This is a genomic window from Gracilibacillus phocaeensis (assembly GCF_900626275.1).
Classification (GTDB): Bacteria; Bacillota; Bacilli; order Bacillales; family Amphibacillaceae; genus Gracilibacillus; species Gracilibacillus timonensis.
In genome coordinates this window covers 539689-555869 of record NZ_LR131143.1, presented here as the reverse complement: position 1 = coordinate 555869, position 16181 = coordinate 539689, and the positions used below count along the sequence as shown (strand labels likewise).

Below are 16181 nucleotides of genomic sequence, written 5' to 3'. Positions count from 1 at the left end.
ATCACCTTTAGCTTTCATTTCCGTTATCATTTTATGGTTGAGTTCTATTGATAAATAGTATATCATAAAAATAACAACGTTGTTATAAAAAAAGTACAACGTAATTGAAAACGGTAACAAGAAAGGGGAGTAAGATGGAAAACTTTCAATTTATTGTTGAGTTATTAACAGCAGGCAAACGCCCAGCTACTACGGAAGAAGTGCAAGTATACGAACGATCACTGGAAAAGGTAGGGAACACCTCAGTCGTTATGGTAAAAAAAGACATTGAGAAGTATTTGGTGGCTGCTGGGAGTGGTGATTTATTGAAGGCATTGCAAGGAGACTCTGTTGGAGAGGGGAAAGTATGCCCGTTAACCCATGAAAATGCACAGGTATTAAATCAATTTTTCACTTATACTAAACCACAGGCATTTGGTACGGAGGTTGCTACGATGGGGTTAGGTGACCGTTTAGGAGTAGCTTCGCCTGGTCATATCGAGACGGTACAAGGACATCAGGTGAAACCGATTTTGGCCCAGCAGAGTATTCGAGAATTAACCTTATTACACCGTACAATGGCAGACATTTTAGATGCAGCGACATTTGCTGTGTTTCAAGAGGGCTATAAAAACGGATATGGAGCTGATGCCGACCATATTAAAAAAGAAGAGGATATTACCTATGCTTTGGAATTAGGGTTCTCTTTCCTTACCTTGGATTGTTCCGAACAAATCCGTAATGACGTGGAAGACATGGTTTTAGAAGATATTCATAAGGAATTTGCCAATCTGCCCGTTGATCGCAAAGAGTATTTTACCAGCCACTATTTAAATAAATCGTTTGCGGTACAAGGGATAGACATTTCCTTTGATGAAGATCGTTTGTATAAGAATATGTTAGTATACGGTGCAGCCATTGATTTTATGGAGCATGTATTTCATCAATACATAGCTACGGCAGATCAGACGATTGACTTTGAGATTTCGATTGATGAGACAGAAACTGTTACGTCACCAGAAGCTCACTTTTTTGTCGCCGAAGAATTACGTAGACGAGGGGTCACCGTGCAAAGTCTGGCACCAAGATTTTGTGGAGAATTCCAAAAAGGTATCGATTATATTGGAGATTTAGAGCAGTTTGAGAAAGAATTGCAAGAGCATGCAGCGATTGCGAAACATTTCGGTTACAAGTTGAGTATTCATTCTGGCAGCGACAAATTCAGCGCGTTCCCGATCATTGGCAAGTATACCGAAGGCTTGTTGCATATCAAGACGGCAGGAACGAACTGGTTAGAGGCGGTAAGAGTCATTGCACAGTTGAATCCTGAGTTATACCGTCGTATGCACCGTTATGCAGAAGACCATTTTGAAGAAACATTGCAATACTACCATGTCACACCAGACTTAAGCAGCATCGCAGATTTAGATAGTACGTCAGATCAAGATCTGTCTGCCTATATGGATCACGATGCCGCCAGACAGTTGTTTCATGTGACATATGGCATCCTGTTAACAGCCAAAGACCACTCAGGAGAGGATCTGTTTCGCGAAGAATTTTTTACGACGTTAATGAGAAATGAAGATGCCTATCGTCAAGGATTAGTTCGTCACATTGGACGACATCTTGATTTGTTAAATATATAATTTTTATAGAAAGCAGGGATACAATGAAGGCATTTATGGACGAAAATTTTGTATTGCACAACGCAACCGCAGAGCACCTATATCATCAATACGCAAAAGATTTACCGATTATTGACTATCATTGTCATTTGAGTCCGCAAGAAATATATGAAAATACCCAATTTGAGAATATCACTCAGGTTTGGTTATATGGCGATCATTATAAATGGCGGGCGATGCGTGCCAATGGTGTGGAAGAAAAATATGTGACGGGTGACGCTTCGGATTATGATAAATTTCTAGCTTGGGCTAGGACGGTGCCACAATTAATAGGTAACCCACTTTATCATTGGACCCACTTGGAGTTGAAGCGTTACTTTGGCGTGGAGGAGTCTTTAAATGAAAGCACGGCGCCGAGTATTTGGAAGAAAGTGAATGAACAACTAACCAGCGGAGACTGGAATGTCCGCGATTTTATCGTGAATTCAGGGGTAGAAGTAGTTTGTACAACCGATGACCCCACGGATTCTTTAGCGTATCACCAGAAGATTGCCGATGATCCGTCGTTCCAAGTCAAGGTATTACCAAGTTATCGTCCGGATAAAGGTTTAGAGATCAACCAGGATGGATTCCAAGATTGGGTGAAAGAGCTGGAAGAAGCAGCAGACTTATCGATTACACAATTCACTGACTTGCTCCAGGCGTTGCAACAACGGATTGATTTCTTCCATGAACACGGCGGACGTGTCTCGGACCATGCCTTAAATACCGTCGTATACGAAGAGGCAACAGAAGAGGAAGTAGCGGTTATTTTTGCTAAAGCATGGAATGGTGAAAAAGTTTCCGAGCAAGAGGAAAAACAATATAAGTCGTATTTGCTCACCTTTTTAGGCAAAGCATACCATGAAAAAGGCTGGGTAATGCAATATCATATGAATGCTCACCGGAATAATAACCAGCGTATGTTTGAAAAGATTGGTCCGGATACAGGCTTCGATTCGATGAATGATCAGTTATTGGCCCAGCCGTTAGTAAGATTACTAGATTCACTAGAACGGTCTGATTCGTTACCAAAAACCATTCTATATTCCTTAAACCCTCGGGATAATGTGACGATTGCTACGATTATTGGTAGTTTCCAAGGCGGCGGAATACCAGGGAAAATACAGCTAGGTACTGCTTGGTGGTTTAACGACACTAGACTAGGGATGATAAACCAAATGGAGACGTTGGCTGATATCGGTGTGTTTAGTCAGTTTGTTGGAATGCTGACTGATTCCAGAAGCTTTTTATCGTATACACGCCATGAATATTTCCGCCGGATTATGTGTAATTTGGTCGGTGAATGGGTGGAAAATGGTGAATATCCGAATGATGAGGAGACATTGGCCAAGATTGTCAGGGATATTTCGTATTATAACGCAAAAGAATATTTTCCTTTTTAAAATTTGGTGAGAAGCTGTCCTAGCCTCATTGTGGCTAGGACAGCTTTTAAGTTTTACCCTTCGATAACTTTAAGATGAAACTTACGCTGGCGTGGTCCATCAAATTCACAAAAGTAGATTCCTTGCCAAGTGCCTAGCAATAACTGTCCATCAGTTATGATGATGGTTTGGTTATGTCCCACTGTGCTTACTTTTAAATGGGCTGCTGTATTGCCTTCCATGTGTAAATCTTCTGGATGCTCCCATGGATAGACTTCACGCAATCGTCTGAGAAAATCGGTTTTGACATCGGGATCGGCATTTTCATTAACGGTGATTCCAGCAGTGGTGTGAAGGGAAGAGACAATCACTATCCCATCATTGATCTCTTGCTCACGTACATAACGTTGCACTTCTGCTGTGATATCAATCATCTCATCATGATGTTTGGTGCGTAACGGAAAAGTTTGTTCCATATCTATCATCCTTTGTAAAAAGTAGTGTTATTATTATTCTACTAGAAATCAAAAGTATGTTAAAATTTTATGGAGTACTTTTTAAGAGAGGATGCGATAGATATGGTAAAGGCAATTCATACAGATAGGGCACCGCAAGCAATTGGTCCTTATTCACAGGCAATAGACGCGGGAGATTTGTTATTTGTTTCTGGACAGATTCCGCTCGATCCCGAAACGATGGAAGTAGTGGAGGGTGATATTGCGACTCAAACCGATCAAGTGATGAAAAACTTAGAAGCCATCTTAACCGAGGCGGGAGCTTCTTTCTCACAAGTGGTGAAGTTCACGATTTATATCACCAATATGGCGGATTTTGCAACTATTAATGAGGCGTATGCCAAATTTCTGCAAGAACCATACCCAGCTCGTGCGACTGTAGAAGTAAGCCAGCTGCCAAAAGGTGTGGGCGTGGAAATGGATGCCATTGTGAAAAAATAATAGATCCATTGTGTGTACTAGCCCTTGCCAGTTGATGGATGGTTGAAGGGCTAGTTTTTGTTTCGCTCATTATCTAGTTCTTGTTGGAGCATGCTAATCTCGGTAATAGATAACCCTGTGCTTTCGGAAATGAGGCCGATTTCTAGACCTTGTCGAAGCAATTGGCGGGCAATTTCAGAGACAGTAGCTTTTTGTGTTTGTTGCTCCAGTTTGTTTCTTTGGTCAGTTACCGTCTCTTGTTTCTGATCTATCAATTCTTGCTTCTGTTTTAATGCTTCTTGCTTTTGTTTAAGCCGGTCTTCTCTTTGTTCGATCCTATCTTCTCTTTGCACGACCTTCTTTTCTCTTTGTTTAATCTGCTCTTCTCTTTGGCGGATCTGTTCGGCTTTTCGCTCCATACTGCGTTGGCGTGACTGCTCATCGAGGATGTTCTTCAATCGGGCTTCATACCTTAGCCTTTGCTCCTCCGTTTGGCTTAACTCATTCCAGTTGTCCATGGCCTCTTGTAATGTTTGATCATTCATTGCCAATTCCTCCAATTCTTGAAAGATATCTTCATGAAATTTATTACGCCGCTTATCTACGGACCCAAGCAATAACAGCCACCGTGTTAGGGGATCTTCTTTCGGGTCCAGTGCTTTTTCTTCCCAAGCTTTGATTAATTTCGGCATTTCAACAAAATGACATTCGATTAAATCGGTTAATGGTATGTGCATGCGACGTTCGAGTAGCTGATATACAGTGTGATAATCAGGTACATCTTCAAATAAGTTGAAATTCATAATGTTAATGGTGAGGACTGGTTGCAATACATCATATTCCTGCGCTTTCGTTAGAGGTTGTTCGTAGATTCGAGCCCAATAATATAACGTACGTTTAACCATATTATACTGATTAGCGAACTGTATTTCTACATTAATCTTCTCATTATTCGCTGTTTCAATCAATAAATCGAGGCGTGCTGCTTTATCATTTTCATATTCTCGGGAAATTTCTACGTTTTTAAATGTTAGACTTTGAATCGGGCCTTTACCTGATTTCAACAAAAAACCATTCAAAAAACTGCGAGGGCTTTCTTTATTTTCTCGCTGCCAAAAAGTTGCTTGAAGGCGTAATCAACCTTTAAATCCATTAATTCATGTTCACCCATCTGATAGAGTGATTGATAATCTTGCCTTTCTTCATAGTTGTCGAGGTCTTCGACAATCATTTGATTGGTGGCTGGGAATAAAGCATAAGAAGTCGTTTCTGTGACGGAAAGCATAGAGACACATCCTTGTATTGTAATGAGGCTAGTTACCGAGGTGAGATTCTAATTAGATCACACCAAACGTTCGTTCTTAAAACAAGTATATTAACAGAAAAATATGAAATAATCTGCTTTACTCAATCCAAGCGCTTCTTTACCAAATAAATATGTGGAAAAACTAAAGAAAATAACGAATAATCCTTTCCTTTGAACATAAAATCAAGCATAATGTATCTGTAAGTATCATGACGAAAAGGAGAAAAACAATGAAGAAAATAACATGGATGCTTATTGCCATAATGTTTATTGGACTAGTCTTCTCCCCAGCTGTGTTAGCAAGTACAGGAAACAATGGGGATGTAATTGATGAGAAAAATGGTAAACCGAAGCTGGTTCTTGGTGAAGCTTTATCAGATCAGGATAAGGACAAGGTCAGAACAACCTTAAATGCAACTGATCCAGAACAAGTGGATGAATATATCGTAACAGCGCAAGACTTAGTGAACTTTATTGGTGGAGATCCAAGCTCTAATATGTATTCCTCTGCCCTGATTACTCGGAAAAATGAAGGGCATGGAGTAGTGGTTAATATCGTCACACCAGATAATATCACTCAGGTGACCAATGAAATGTATGCCAATGCTTTATTAACCGCTGGAGTGGAGAATGCCCTTGTCGAGGTAGCTTCACCGCTTAGGGTGACAGGTCATTCCGCACTTACAGGTATTTATAAGGCATTTAATGTGGAAGGGGAAGCATTAGATGAAGAGCGCATGGAAGTGGCCAATGAAGAATTAGATGTGGCAACCGATTTGTCAGAAGAGTCGGGCATCGACCAAGAAAAGGTCACCCAGCTATTAAGTGAGATTAAGCAGCAAATAGCGGAACAAAACCCAGCGACAAAAGAAGATGTGGAGCGAATCGTAAGTGAACAGTTGGAACAACTAAATATCGAATTGAGTCCGGAAGACCGCGAGATGTTGACCAATCTTTTTGAAAAAATGCGTAATCTGGATATTGATTTCGGAAAGGTTAGCGAACAACTAGAAGGTATTATTGGTGACATAAAAGGCAAGCTGGATGAAGTGACAGGAACTGATACAGAAGGATTCTGGCAAGAAGTAAAGAATTTCTTTGAGGGATTATTGGATTCGATTAAGGGACTGTTTAACTAATTTAGCTGGAAGGACCCGTCAATGTTACGCTGATGGGTCCTTCGCTATTGTTGTTGTTCTTTTTCTTCTTTTTGTTCCTCATTTATAATCTCTCCTCGTTCATTCCGATCCGCTTCGGCATTCTTCTTCATTCGTTCTACCTCTTGTTTTAACTCATCTTCTACCGTTGTATCCGACATCTTTACTTGGGCACGATAAGCTGCACGAATAATAACATGACCTGCGACAGGAGCGGTTAAGAAAACAAAGACGATTCCTAGTAACAGTCTCACACTATAGAAACCTTGTTCCGCTGCAATATGAATAAATGCTCCAAGCAATGTGAGTAATACTGCTAAAGTAGAACTTTTGGTTCCAGCATGGGATCTGGTGTAAACGTCCGGAAAACGAATAATCCCAATAGCACTAATCAGAGCCATGATCGCACCAGCTAAAATAAGAAAGGCAGCAATAAACTCAATCGTTCCTCCGATAGTCAATGATCGTCCCCCTCTCAATATATTTGGAGAAGGCAATCGTACTAATAAATGCCAGAATAGCCAATATCAGAATGACCTCAAGGAAGGCGGTTGTTCCGTACATAACGGACACAATCGCAATACAAGAGACAAGCATCACACCAATCATATCCAAGGCCACAATCCGATCAGGCAGGCTGGGGCCGATAATAATGCGGACTGTACTGATAGCAATAGCCAATCCATAGATGGTAAGAGCAGCAGTAAGCATCCATTCGATCATTATCTTGTCACCTCCAGAATCGCTTTTTCAAAGTTTTTTAGCGAGCGAATCAACATTTCTTTTGATTGTTCCACGTCCATGGCATGAATATAAAAACCATCCCCCTCATGGGTTACCTCTACTACTACAGAACCTGGTGTCAGCATCAGGAGCAGGGCCAAGGCCGTTATTTCCCAGTCTCCTCTTAAGTCTGTTTCGTATTTGAACAGTCCAGGTTTGATATTAATTTTCGGGCGTAAAATATGACCAACTACCAGTTTTGTTGACAGTATTAATTCACGACTATAAATGAGAAGCAGCTTCACAAGAGCAAAGAATTTTGCTAAATAAAAACGTTGGCCAAAAAAGCGATGCATTAAAAAAACAATCACAATCCCTACTAGGTACCCTGCAACGAAGGTAGTAAAACGTAATTCTTCTTCATCGCTAATTAAAGTCCATAATAAGGCGATAAACATATTGATTAGAAATTGAGCAGGCATAGGTTATTCACATCCTTTACTTGTCCGTTAAAATAGCGTCGATGTACCGTTGCGGTTCTGTTAACACTTCTGCGGCATCCTGAATATATAGCGATATACTCTCACTGCCTAATCCAAGGGCAATCGTACCAACCGTCAGGATTGCACAAGGAATCAGCCACCCTTTTTTCATGGGTATTTCTTCGTCGGTACTGATCATGGTTTCTCCCCAAAAACTGGTGAGGAACACTCGCATTAGTGAATACAAGACGAAAATACTGGAAAGGAAGGCTAGAGCTAGTAAAATGTAAGATTCTGCTTGTAATGTCCCTTCGCCAATTAATACTTTCCCGATAAAACCACTTAACGGGGGGATTCCGGCAAGAGACAGAGTAACAATGAAGAACATCCAGCCCATCACGGGGTAGTTTCTGATCAAGCCACTCATTTGATCGATCTTGGTTTCTTTGGTAACGGCAATCATCATCCCAGCTAAAAGAAATAATAAAGCCTTGACCAGCATATCGTGTACCAAATAGTACAATGCTCCCTCGATTGCCACTTGAGTTGAGATAGATAAACCGACGAGAATAAATCCAACCGCAATGACCACGTTATAGGAAGCAATAAGGCGGATGTCCTTATAAGCAATTGCCCCAACGCTGCCACCGATCAATGTAAGAGCAGCTAATACGCCGATGATAGTATGGGTGATCGCTGGCTCATGATAAAATAATAATGTAAACGTACGGAACATGGCGTAGATACCGACTTTTGTTAACAATGCCCCGAATAAGGCAGCGATAGCAGGAGACGGGACGGCATAAGAGCCGGGTAACCAGAAATAAAGAAATAATCCAGCCTTAAGGGCAAACACCGTAAGAAATACTGTGGCAATCACCGTAATAATAGGTGTTTGTCCCTGCTCTGCTATACGCTCTGATAGATGTGCAAAGTTGAGTGTCCCCATGCTTCCATAGAGATAACCAATCGCTATTAAGAAAATCCAAGAGGAAATCACGTTAATGATCACATATTTCATCGACTCCCTTAATTGTCCTTTTCTACCACCAAAGGCTATCAATACATAGGAGGCTAACAGCATAATTTCAAAACAGACAAATAAATTAAATAAGTCGCCAGTTAAAAAAGACCCATTAATTCCAGCTGTAAGTAATTGGATAAAGGAATAGAAAAACATGCGTTCAAACGCTGGCTCTATTGAAGAAAAGGCATAAATAAGACAGACCACTGTAACGATACTGGCTGTTAACACCAATATCATAGAAAAGGAATCAGCAACAAATAAAATACCAAAGGGAGGTTCCCAGCCGCCAAAATCAAGCCGCAGAATACCTTGATCTTGAATTTGTTGTAATAAGTACAGGCTGATGCCGATATTTGCTGCCATGATTAGCAAGCTAATTCCGCGTTGCAGGCGAATATATCGACGTACAAATAGAAAGATGATCGCTGCCAAGATGGGGAGCATCATTGGCATTGCAATTAAATTATTCATTAGGGTCCCCCCGTAACTCATCTAGTTTGTCCGTTCCATTCTCTTGATAAGTTCGATAAGCTAATACGAGTGCGACTGCTGTGACGGCAAAGCCAATCACGATCGAGGTTAGAATCAGTGCTTGCGGCAGAGCATCTACAGGGCTTCCTTCTCCTTCACCAAGTATAGGAATACTGCCATTTTTTAACCCTGATACAGAAATAATCAGTAAGTGCGCTGCATGGGTAAGCATAGCAGTACCGATAATAACCCGTATCAAACTTTTCGATAATAATAAATAGGTGGCGACGGTGACTAAGACGCCTGCGAGGATGGTTACTAATGTTTCCATGATTGTTCATCCTTACTAATGTTTAATATAATCGTAACAACAACACCGACTACGACGAGGGCAACGCCTGCTTCAAACAGCATCACTGTTGAAAGTTCCGTTTCTCCGAAAAAAGGGAGTTGAAAATAACCAAAGGTTTGACTAAGAAAGTTTTTGCCAAATAATAAGGAACCAAACCCTGTCCCAACCGAAAGCAGAGCACCAAAGGCTGCTACCAGTTTAAAATCAACGGGGATCGCTTTGCGAATGGTTTCGATATCAAATGAAATAAACATGAGGACAAAGGCGGAGGCCAGCACGAGTCCCCCAACAAATCCTCCACCAGGATTATGGTGTCCGGCTAAGAATAAGTAAACTGACAAGGTAAGGATAATAAAGGTGACCAGCTTGGTAACAGTACGCAAAATAACATTATTAATGCGGTATCTAGTCATTATCCTCACTCTCCTTCTTTTGTTTTAATTGAATAAATACGTATACACCAATGCCTGCGATAAGTAATACAATGATTTCCAGCATCGTATCTAAGGCTCGAAAGTCTCCTAGGATGGCATTGACAATATTGTTGGCACCAGCGAGCTCATAAGCATCCTCGAAGTAGGTAGATATCGAAGCAAATGAAGCATTTCCTTGAACGGCTAAGGCAACCACAGTAAATACGGCGCCGACACCGATAGAAATGATCAGGTGAGCTATGTTTGTACGCCGTTTATTGTTCTCTTTCTCCCATTCGGGCAAAAAGAAGTAAGCTACTAAAAACAAGACTGTAGTGATGGTTTCTACTACCGTTTGCGTCAATGCCAAATCAGGTGCGCGAAACAGAACGAACAGGATGACAACACCGAAACCGAGCGTGCTGTTTAAAGCGATAGCGGTTAAGCGTGATTTAGCAAACAAAATCGACACAGCAGCGGCCATCATTGCCAAGGAGACAATCCATTCAAAAGTCGAAATAGGGGCGTTGGCAGGCAAAGTAAAGCTATAAGCCCCTGTATAGATCATCGTTCCCCCAATCGCCAACACAAAAAATAAGAAAATGTATAGCAAATAATCACGTAAATATCGAGTCATATACAAATTGGTTAGCGAAGTCGAGGTGTTTTCCGCCTGTTCTAAAAGTTTTCCATACAGCACACTCAAGGATAGATGTTTGGGTAGTAAGTTGTATATACCAGCCCAATGTTTTTTAGTGGAAAATAGTAGCAGCCCCAACACGATCACACCGATTGTCATCCAGAGCTCTGTTCCAAATCCATGCCAAGCCGAAATTTCCTCCCCTAGTGGCTCTCCTTGAATGGCTAAATTAGGAAAAAGCCCGTGCATAGCAGGGGTTAATAAATATTCTCCCAGCACGTTAGGGAAGAAGAAGATGGCAATCACAAGGCTTACCAATAGAAGTGGCGAAAGAAGCATACCCATTTTTGGTTCGTGGGCAGGGTTTTCCAATCGTTCTTCTCGATATGGCCCGCAGAATGTCTTCGTAATCAAAATCGCTGAATAAATAAACGTAAATATACTAGCGATCCAGGCGATAATCGGCAGCCAAATCCCCCATGTGTCTAAAGAAAAGAATGAAGCGTCCTGAATATCTAACACAGCAGTGAAAAACATCTCTTTACTTAAGAAGCCGTTAAACGGTGGCAGTCCAGCCATCGATAAGCTTCCGATTAGGGCAATCGTAAAGGTAATGGGCATGAGGGGCATCAGCCCACCTAATCGACGAATATCACGTGTGCCAACACTGTGGTCTACAATGCCCACCATCATAAACAAGGCTCCTTTGAAGGTGGAATGGTTGACTAAATGAAACAGAGCAGCAAAAGAAGCACTGGTATAAACAACAGACTCTGTTCCAAAACCCAAATAGAGAGCAGCTGAGCCGATTCCAAACATGCTCATAATCATCCCGAGCTGACTGATGGTTGAATAAGCAAGTAATGCCTTGAGATCGGTCTGTCTAACGGCATTGAACGAACCCCAGAATAGTGTGAACAGCCCTACTGAGGTAACCATCCAAAACCAAATTGCTTCACCTCCAAATAGTGGCGTAAAACGAGCTACTAAGTAAATTCCTGCCTTGACCATTGTCGCGGAATGGAGATAGGCACTGACAGGTGTTGGTGCTTCCATCGCATCCGGGAGCCAAATATGAAAGGGGAATTGAGCAGATTTGGTAAAGGCTCCTAAGAGAATAAGGAGCATGGCCGGGATAAATAAAGGTTGCTCATTCAATATAGGAGCCATATCGATCATTTCACGAATGCGCCAGGTTTCTGCGATAAAACCAAGCATTAAGAACCCTACTAACATGGAAATACCACCGGTCACGGTAATCAGCAGTGACTTCCTTGCTCCATCTCTTGAGCGTTTACGTTGATACCAGAAGGCAATCAGCAGGAAGGAGGAGATACTGGTTAATTCCCAAAAAACATAGAGGCCAAGAATATTATCAGATACAACGACACCAAGCATCGCTCCCATAAAAAGCATGAGATACGTATAGAAATGCCCTAGTGACTCTTTCGGAGATAAATAATAGATAGAGTACAGAATAACTAATGCTCCAACTCCCGATATCAACAGGGCAAAGGTCAAGCTTAACCCATCTATATATGCCGTTATATTAATCCCATAACTAGGAATCCATGTAAGAGTGGCTTCTAGTATAGCACCATTGGCAATATCAGGAACGAGTAGAATAAAAAAGATAAACAAGCAAATAGGTGCAATAATAGCAAACCAGCCTGTATGAATGCGTCTTACATAACGCGAGAGAAAAGGTAATAGAACGGCTGTAATAAAAGGAATAAATATCGCCAATAATAAGATAGACAATATAGGAGAACCTCCAATCAAAAAAACTGCAAATGGTAGCATAATAAAATCGATCTTTTAATTTGAAATTTTCGGATGAATGGTACACAGTTAGTGTAAGGATTACGTGCTTAAGTGTATCTAAAGAGGATGTTCAAGAAGTTCGACAATGGAATAATTCGCTGGCGAAGTTTGAACACGCACTTAAAGGAAACATGAATGGAAACCCTTTTTATATAGTGGAAAAACAACATTACTTTTCAACAACATTTTTCATCTCATCGTAACTGTTCGTAGCTCAGACAAAGGTAGATATGGAGAATAGCTTACCATGGTTTATTATACAAGAAAAAAGATATCAATGCATGTATGACGCAACGATATGGAACGAATTTTATCAAATGTAGGCGATTTCAATTCGGTGAAGGGAAAGGGTTGCAACAATTTGCAAAAAGGTACTATACTTAATATAAAATACGTGTTAGAATAATACAGTTTTCAGCATAAATGAAATTGGTTTACTAGACAGTCGAAAATACCTCGGCATCGCTCAGATAAGATGAGGGGTTACTGTCTTTTGTATATAAACAGAAGAATTTTTTTGGTGAGGTTTCATTATTGGTGGGTGAAATGATCGGAATAGAAAGGTGAGTTGTGGATATGAAAAAGGTAAAAAGCTGTATGGATGAAAGCATATTGGTCTGTGTATACTATGGTCCTAATGGAGAACGTTTGATTAAGCGTGGTCACAAACTAGCACAAATTATGGATTGTCCTTTATATGTATTAACGGTAGACAACCTGCCATACGATGCCTTTGATCCAGATAAGTCAGAGTATGTTGATAAGTGGAAAGAGCTTTGCGATGAGTTAGATGTAGATGCGTTTATTATCCGTGACAACGAAAAACGTTCCTCAGTAAAAGTAATCAAAGAAGTAGCCCATCAGTATAACATTACCCAGATTATATTAGGACAAAGCCCGCAAAGGCGTTGGGAAGAGATTACTAAGGGGTCTTTTGTAAATGTATTGTTGAAAGAATTGACGTTTATCGATCTGCATATTGTCTCCTTAGAAAGGTCTTTAAAGGGAGTGGATAACATACCATATGAAAAAGGGGTGCGAGGTTTCTTACGAGAAGAGGAAGAGACAGGGAGATACCTTTTGAGCTTCACCCGTTCTAAACATAACCTTTATGAAGGAATTTTTTATAAGGAAGTCGGCACCGATTTCAATAATGGTATATTTAAGTTTATTGATGATCATGGTAAAATGAAGAAAGTACACGTGACAGAGGATATATGTACGGGGAAACCAGATGCCCCTCCTAATGTAAAAAATATACGATAGCAGGCTCCCCTTTTGAAAAGCGGGAGCCTTGCTTGTCCAATAAATTCGTTAGGGTTTAATAAATGAAAAAGAAGTCATTTTGTGCTAATCTAGTGGGCAAACAAGAGAAAATAAGGAGTAAGCTTGATGCTTGTTAGGAAATATAAGATCACAACATCTGTAAAGAGCCATGGAGGTGGAATCAATGGCAGAGGAAAGCAATCAACAGGATCGGCAGCAGGAAGAACAGCGAGTAAGTGAAGTAGTTCGTGAAATTTCAAGAAAGATAACGGAATTAGAAGAAAGAAAAAAAGACCTTAAAGAAGATGTCATTGATATTAGACGCGATTTCTGGGAAGATGTCACGGTGAATATCGAAGAAATGGATGATAAAATCGAAACAGAAGCGAGTATCAAACAACAGGCTGAATTTTTGTCAGAGCGAGAGCGCAGCCATGGACAGGTTAGTGAACGCCTGGATATATTAGAACGATTGAAAAACAAACCATACTTTGGCCGTATTGATTTTAAAGAATCTGGTCAAGAAGAGGGAGAACCAATCTATATTGGTTTGGCCTCCGTGCTTGATAAAGAAGAGAATCATTTCCTAGTGTATGATTGGCGTGCTCCGATTTCGAGTATGTACTATGATTTTCCACCTGGGCCGGCAAATTATGACACAATAGATGATAATATTTCCGGGGAAATAACTCTAAAACGACAATATATGATCCAACAAGGAAAACTAAAGGGAATGTTTGATACAGGATTAACAATTGGTGATCACTTATTACAATCCGTTCTTGGGGACCAAGCCAACACCAAAATGAAAAGCATTGTCTCCACTATTCAACGAGAACAAAATCAGATTATTCGAAATGAGAAGGCAAGAGTGCTGATAGTGCAAGGAGTGGCTGGGAGTGGTAAGACATCCGCTGCCCTGCAACGAGTAGCCTATTTGTTATATCGTTATCGGGAGACACTTACATCGGAGCAAATTGTTTTATTTTCACCCAATCCTTTATTTAATAGCTATGTGGCCACGGTTTTACCGGAGCTTGGTGAGGACAATATGCAGCAAATGACGTTCTATCAATATCTGCATCGTCAGTTAGATAATCGCTTTACCTTAGAAACCCCTTTTGAACAAATGGAGTTTTATTTACAGAAAAACAGGGATTATTACCAAGCACGTGTGGAGGCTATGCATTATAAGGCAAGTATGGATTACAAACGTTTAATCGATATTTTTCTGGAACGGCTTTCTCACCATGGTTTGAAATTCCGCAATATTTCCTTTCGTGGTGAGACCATTATTCCAAAGTCGCTGCTTGCCAAATATTTTTATAAGACGGAAGACACACTATCTATTTCCGAACGAATGGAAAAGGTCGCTCATTGGATTCTTGTACAGTTGAAGAAAGTTGAACAGCAAGAACGGGAGAAAGATTGGGTCTTAGAAGAAACGGAACTACTAGAAAAAGAAGATTATATGGATGTCCATCAGACTCTGCAAGAAGAGAACAGTTTCTCGGAAAATAGTTTTGATGATTATGACCGAGAAGAAGCATTGTTGAGAAAACGAGTGGTAGCTGACAAGTTACGTCCTTTACGTAAGAAAATAAAACAGCTTGCTTTTGTGGATACCTTGCAAACTTTCCGCCAATTGTTCACTAATGGAGAGTGGGCCGAGGAAGCCGGCTTGGTGCTGCCTCCTGATTGGAAGGATATTTGTGTCTTAACTGATCAATATTTGCAGAGGAAATATCTCACTTGGGAGGACGCCCCTGCTTTTATTTATTTTCAAAAAAGTATATTAGGGTTTGACGCGCAGCGAACGATTCAACACTTGTTTATTGATGAAGCACAAGACTACACGCCATTTCAATTTGCTTTAATGAAGAAGATGTTTCCGGTCAGCCGGATGACTTTGCTTGGTGATATTAACCAAGCGATTTATGCACATGCACTGCGGGAAGAAACACTTTTGTCGGAGAGATGGCAGGAGAAGCATGAGAGAATTGTGTTAACACGTAGCTATCGCTCAACGGCACCCATTGTTGAGTTTACCAAATCTTTCGTAGAGAACGGGGATTTAATCGAGCCTTTTGAACGAGATGGTGACAAACCTATTTTTATCGAAGTAGAGCAGCAAAAAATGCTGGATCAGAAGTTAATCGAGCAAATCGAAACATATCAAGCAGAAGGTCATGAGACTATTGCCATTATCGGCAAGACGATGGCAGAGTGTGAGAAGTTGTACCAACGTTATCATCGTTTGATAAATGTGCATTTGATGACACAAACGGCACATACTTTTGAAAAGGGTATTGTGATTATTCCAACCTATTTAGCGAAAGGAATCGAATTTGATGCCGTCATTATAGCGGACGCCTCAAATGACAATTATCAAGATGAATTAGAACGTCATCTATTTTATACGGCTTGTACAAGGGCAATGCACCAGTTAGCTTTGTTTACTATCAAGGAGCCAACCAAATTCCTCAAGGATGTATCGCACAGATTGTACAGTCACTATAAAATTCATCAAATTGGCGCAAAGGCGGATCGTTAATCA

The 16181-nt window shown here is 40.6% G+C and carries 16 protein-coding genes; 6 read left to right on the top strand and 10 right to left on the bottom strand.

The window, feature by feature from the left end; all coding sequences use genetic code 11:
* The first annotated feature begins 134 nt into the window (after window positions 1-134).
* Window positions 135-1625: a tagaturonate epimerase family protein gene (locus E0E32_RS07115; RefSeq protein ID WP_130859386.1), complete on the top strand. Its 1491-nt coding sequence runs from the start codon at window positions 135-137 to the stop codon at window positions 1623-1625.
* Window positions 1626-1648: 23 nt separating this feature from the next.
* Window positions 1649-3049, top strand: a complete 1401-nt coding sequence (uxaC, locus tag E0E32_RS07110) for a glucuronate isomerase (protein WP_130859385.1) — start codon at window positions 1649-1651, stop codon at window positions 3047-3049.
* Between the two features lie 53 nt (window positions 3050-3102).
* Here the strand turns inward: uxaC and E0E32_RS07105 are convergent, their stop codons facing one another.
* A complete protein-coding gene (locus E0E32_RS07105; protein WP_130859384.1) occupies window positions 3103-3504 on the bottom strand; it encodes a secondary thiamine-phosphate synthase enzyme YjbQ in 402 nt (133 codons plus the stop codon).
* 102 nt (window positions 3505-3606) lie between these two features.
* Between E0E32_RS07105 and E0E32_RS07100 the strand changes: the two genes are divergently transcribed.
* Window positions 3607-3984 carry a RidA family protein gene (locus E0E32_RS07100; protein WP_066188466.1) on the top strand — a complete coding sequence of 126 codons (378 nt, stop codon included), beginning with the start codon at window positions 3607-3609 and terminating at the stop codon, window positions 3982-3984.
* A gap of 50 nt (window positions 3985-4034) precedes the next feature.
* On the opposite strand, the gene E0E32_RS07095 is transcribed toward E0E32_RS07100, so the two are convergent.
* Together E0E32_RS07095 and E0E32_RS07090 are read right to left on the bottom strand one after the other, a co-directional pair.
* A complete protein-coding gene (locus tag E0E32_RS07095) occupies window positions 4035-5027 on the bottom strand; it encodes an Rpn family recombination-promoting nuclease/putative transposase (RefSeq protein ID WP_286171784.1) in 993 nt (330 codons plus the stop codon).
* Window positions 5028-5038: 11 nt separating this feature from the next.
* Window positions 5039-5248, bottom strand: a complete 210-nt coding sequence (locus E0E32_RS07090) for a hypothetical protein (RefSeq protein ID WP_130859382.1) — start codon at window positions 5246-5248, stop codon at window positions 5039-5041.
* A 251-nt stretch (window positions 5249-5499) separates the two neighbouring features.
* On the opposite strand from E0E32_RS07090, the gene E0E32_RS07085 reads away from it, so the two are divergent.
* The gene (locus tag E0E32_RS07085; protein WP_066188464.1) at window positions 5500-6408 is read left to right on the top strand and encodes a DUF1002 domain-containing protein; all 909 of its coding nucleotides are present in this window, start codon (window positions 5500-5502) and stop codon (window positions 6406-6408) included.
* A gap of 44 nt (window positions 6409-6452) precedes the next feature.
* On the opposite strand, the gene E0E32_RS07080 is transcribed toward E0E32_RS07085, so the two are convergent.
* Genes E0E32_RS07080 through E0E32_RS07050 form a run of 7 tightly spaced genes read right to left on the bottom strand, consistent with a single transcriptional unit; the run spans window position 6453 to window position 12295 of the window.
* Window positions 6453-6827, bottom strand: a complete 375-nt coding sequence (locus tag E0E32_RS07080) for a Na+/H+ antiporter subunit G (protein ID WP_066189045.1) — start codon at window positions 6825-6827, stop codon at window positions 6453-6455.
* A gap of 37 nt (window positions 6828-6864) precedes the next feature.
* Entirely contained in the window at window positions 6865-7149 is a 285-nt protein-coding gene (locus E0E32_RS07075; RefSeq protein ID WP_066188462.1) for a Na(+)/H(+) antiporter subunit F1, read from the bottom strand.
* Window positions 7149-7631, bottom strand: a complete 483-nt coding sequence (locus E0E32_RS07070; RefSeq protein WP_066188460.1) for a Na+/H+ antiporter subunit E — start codon at window positions 7629-7631, stop codon at window positions 7149-7151. Before E0E32_RS07070 ends, E0E32_RS07075 begins: the two co-directional genes overlap by 1 nt.
* 16 nt (window positions 7632-7647) lie before the next feature.
* Window positions 7648-9129 carry a Na+/H+ antiporter subunit D gene (locus E0E32_RS07065; protein ID WP_130859380.1) on the bottom strand — a complete coding sequence of 494 codons (1482 nt, stop codon included), beginning with the start codon at window positions 9127-9129 and terminating at the stop codon, window positions 7648-7650.
* A complete protein-coding gene (locus tag E0E32_RS07060) occupies window positions 9122-9460 on the bottom strand; it encodes a Na(+)/H(+) antiporter subunit C (protein ID WP_066188457.1) in 339 nt (112 codons plus the stop codon). Before E0E32_RS07060 ends, E0E32_RS07065 begins: the two co-directional genes overlap by 8 nt.
* Window positions 9448-9894 carry a Na(+)/H(+) antiporter subunit B gene (locus E0E32_RS07055; protein WP_066188453.1) on the bottom strand — a complete coding sequence of 149 codons (447 nt, stop codon included), beginning with the start codon at window positions 9892-9894 and terminating at the stop codon, window positions 9448-9450. The genes E0E32_RS07060 and E0E32_RS07055 overlap by 13 nt, the downstream gene beginning before the upstream one ends.
* On the bottom strand, window positions 9887-12295 hold the full coding sequence (locus E0E32_RS07050; protein WP_066188452.1) for a Na+/H+ antiporter subunit A: 2409 nt from the start codon (window positions 12293-12295) through the stop codon (window positions 9887-9889). The genes E0E32_RS07055 and E0E32_RS07050 overlap by 8 nt, the downstream gene beginning before the upstream one ends.
* Before the next feature lie 639 nt (window positions 12296-12934).
* Here E0E32_RS07050 and E0E32_RS07045 point away from each other — a divergent pair.
* Together E0E32_RS07045 and helD are read left to right on the top strand one after the other, a co-directional pair.
* Window positions 12935-13624 (top strand): adenine nucleotide alpha hydrolase family protein, encoded by a 690-nt coding sequence (locus E0E32_RS07045; RefSeq protein ID WP_066188450.1) that lies wholly within the window; start codon window positions 12935-12937, stop codon window positions 13622-13624.
* A gap of 184 nt (window positions 13625-13808) precedes the next feature.
* Complete coding sequence (helD, locus tag E0E32_RS07040; RefSeq protein WP_130859379.1) at window positions 13809-16178, top strand: RNA polymerase recycling motor HelD; 2370 nt, start codon at window positions 13809-13811, stop codon at window positions 16176-16178.
* The last annotated feature ends 3 nt before the right edge of the window (window positions 16179-16181 follow it).

Coding starts and splice junctions, on each gene's coding strand:
- E0E32_RS07070 (WP_066188460.1), bottom strand. CDS start 7,631: ATGCCTGCTCAATTTCTAATCAATATGTTTATCGCCTTATTATGGACT.
- E0E32_RS07080 (WP_066189045.1), bottom strand. CDS start 6,827: ATGGCTCTGATTAGTGCTATTGGGATTATTCGTTTTCCGGACGTTTAC.
- E0E32_RS07055 (WP_066188453.1), bottom strand. CDS start 9,894: ATGACTAGATACCGCATTAATAATGTTATTTTGCGTACTGTTACCAAG.
- E0E32_RS07105 (WP_130859384.1), bottom strand. CDS start 3,504: ATGGAACAAACTTTTCCGTTACGCACCAAACATCATGATGAGATGATT.
- E0E32_RS07115 (WP_130859386.1), top strand. CDS start 135: ATGGAAAACTTTCAATTTATTGTTGAGTTATTAACAGCAGGCAAACGC.
- helD (WP_130859379.1), top strand. CDS start 13,809: ATGGCAGAGGAAAGCAATCAACAGGATCGGCAGCAGGAAGAACAGCGA.
- E0E32_RS07085 (WP_066188464.1), top strand. CDS start 5,500: ATGAAGAAAATAACATGGATGCTTATTGCCATAATGTTTATTGGACTA.
- E0E32_RS07100 (WP_066188466.1), top strand. CDS start 3,607: ATGGTAAAGGCAATTCATACAGATAGGGCACCGCAAGCAATTGGTCCT.
- E0E32_RS07075 (WP_066188462.1), bottom strand. CDS start 7,149: ATGATCGAATGGATGCTTACTGCTGCTCTTACCATCTATGGATTGGCT.
- E0E32_RS07045 (WP_066188450.1), top strand. CDS start 12,935: ATGAAAAAGGTAAAAAGCTGTATGGATGAAAGCATATTGGTCTGTGTA.
- uxaC (WP_130859385.1), top strand. CDS start 1,649: ATGAAGGCATTTATGGACGAAAATTTTGTATTGCACAACGCAACCGCA.
- E0E32_RS07090 (WP_130859382.1), bottom strand. CDS start 5,248: ATGCTTTCCGTCACAGAAACGACTTCTTATGCTTTATTCCCAGCCACC.
- E0E32_RS07060 (WP_066188457.1), bottom strand. CDS start 9,460: ATGGAAACATTAGTAACCATCCTCGCAGGCGTCTTAGTCACCGTCGCC.
- E0E32_RS07065 (WP_130859380.1), bottom strand. CDS start 9,129: ATGAATAATTTAATTGCAATGCCAATGATGCTCCCCATCTTGGCAGCG.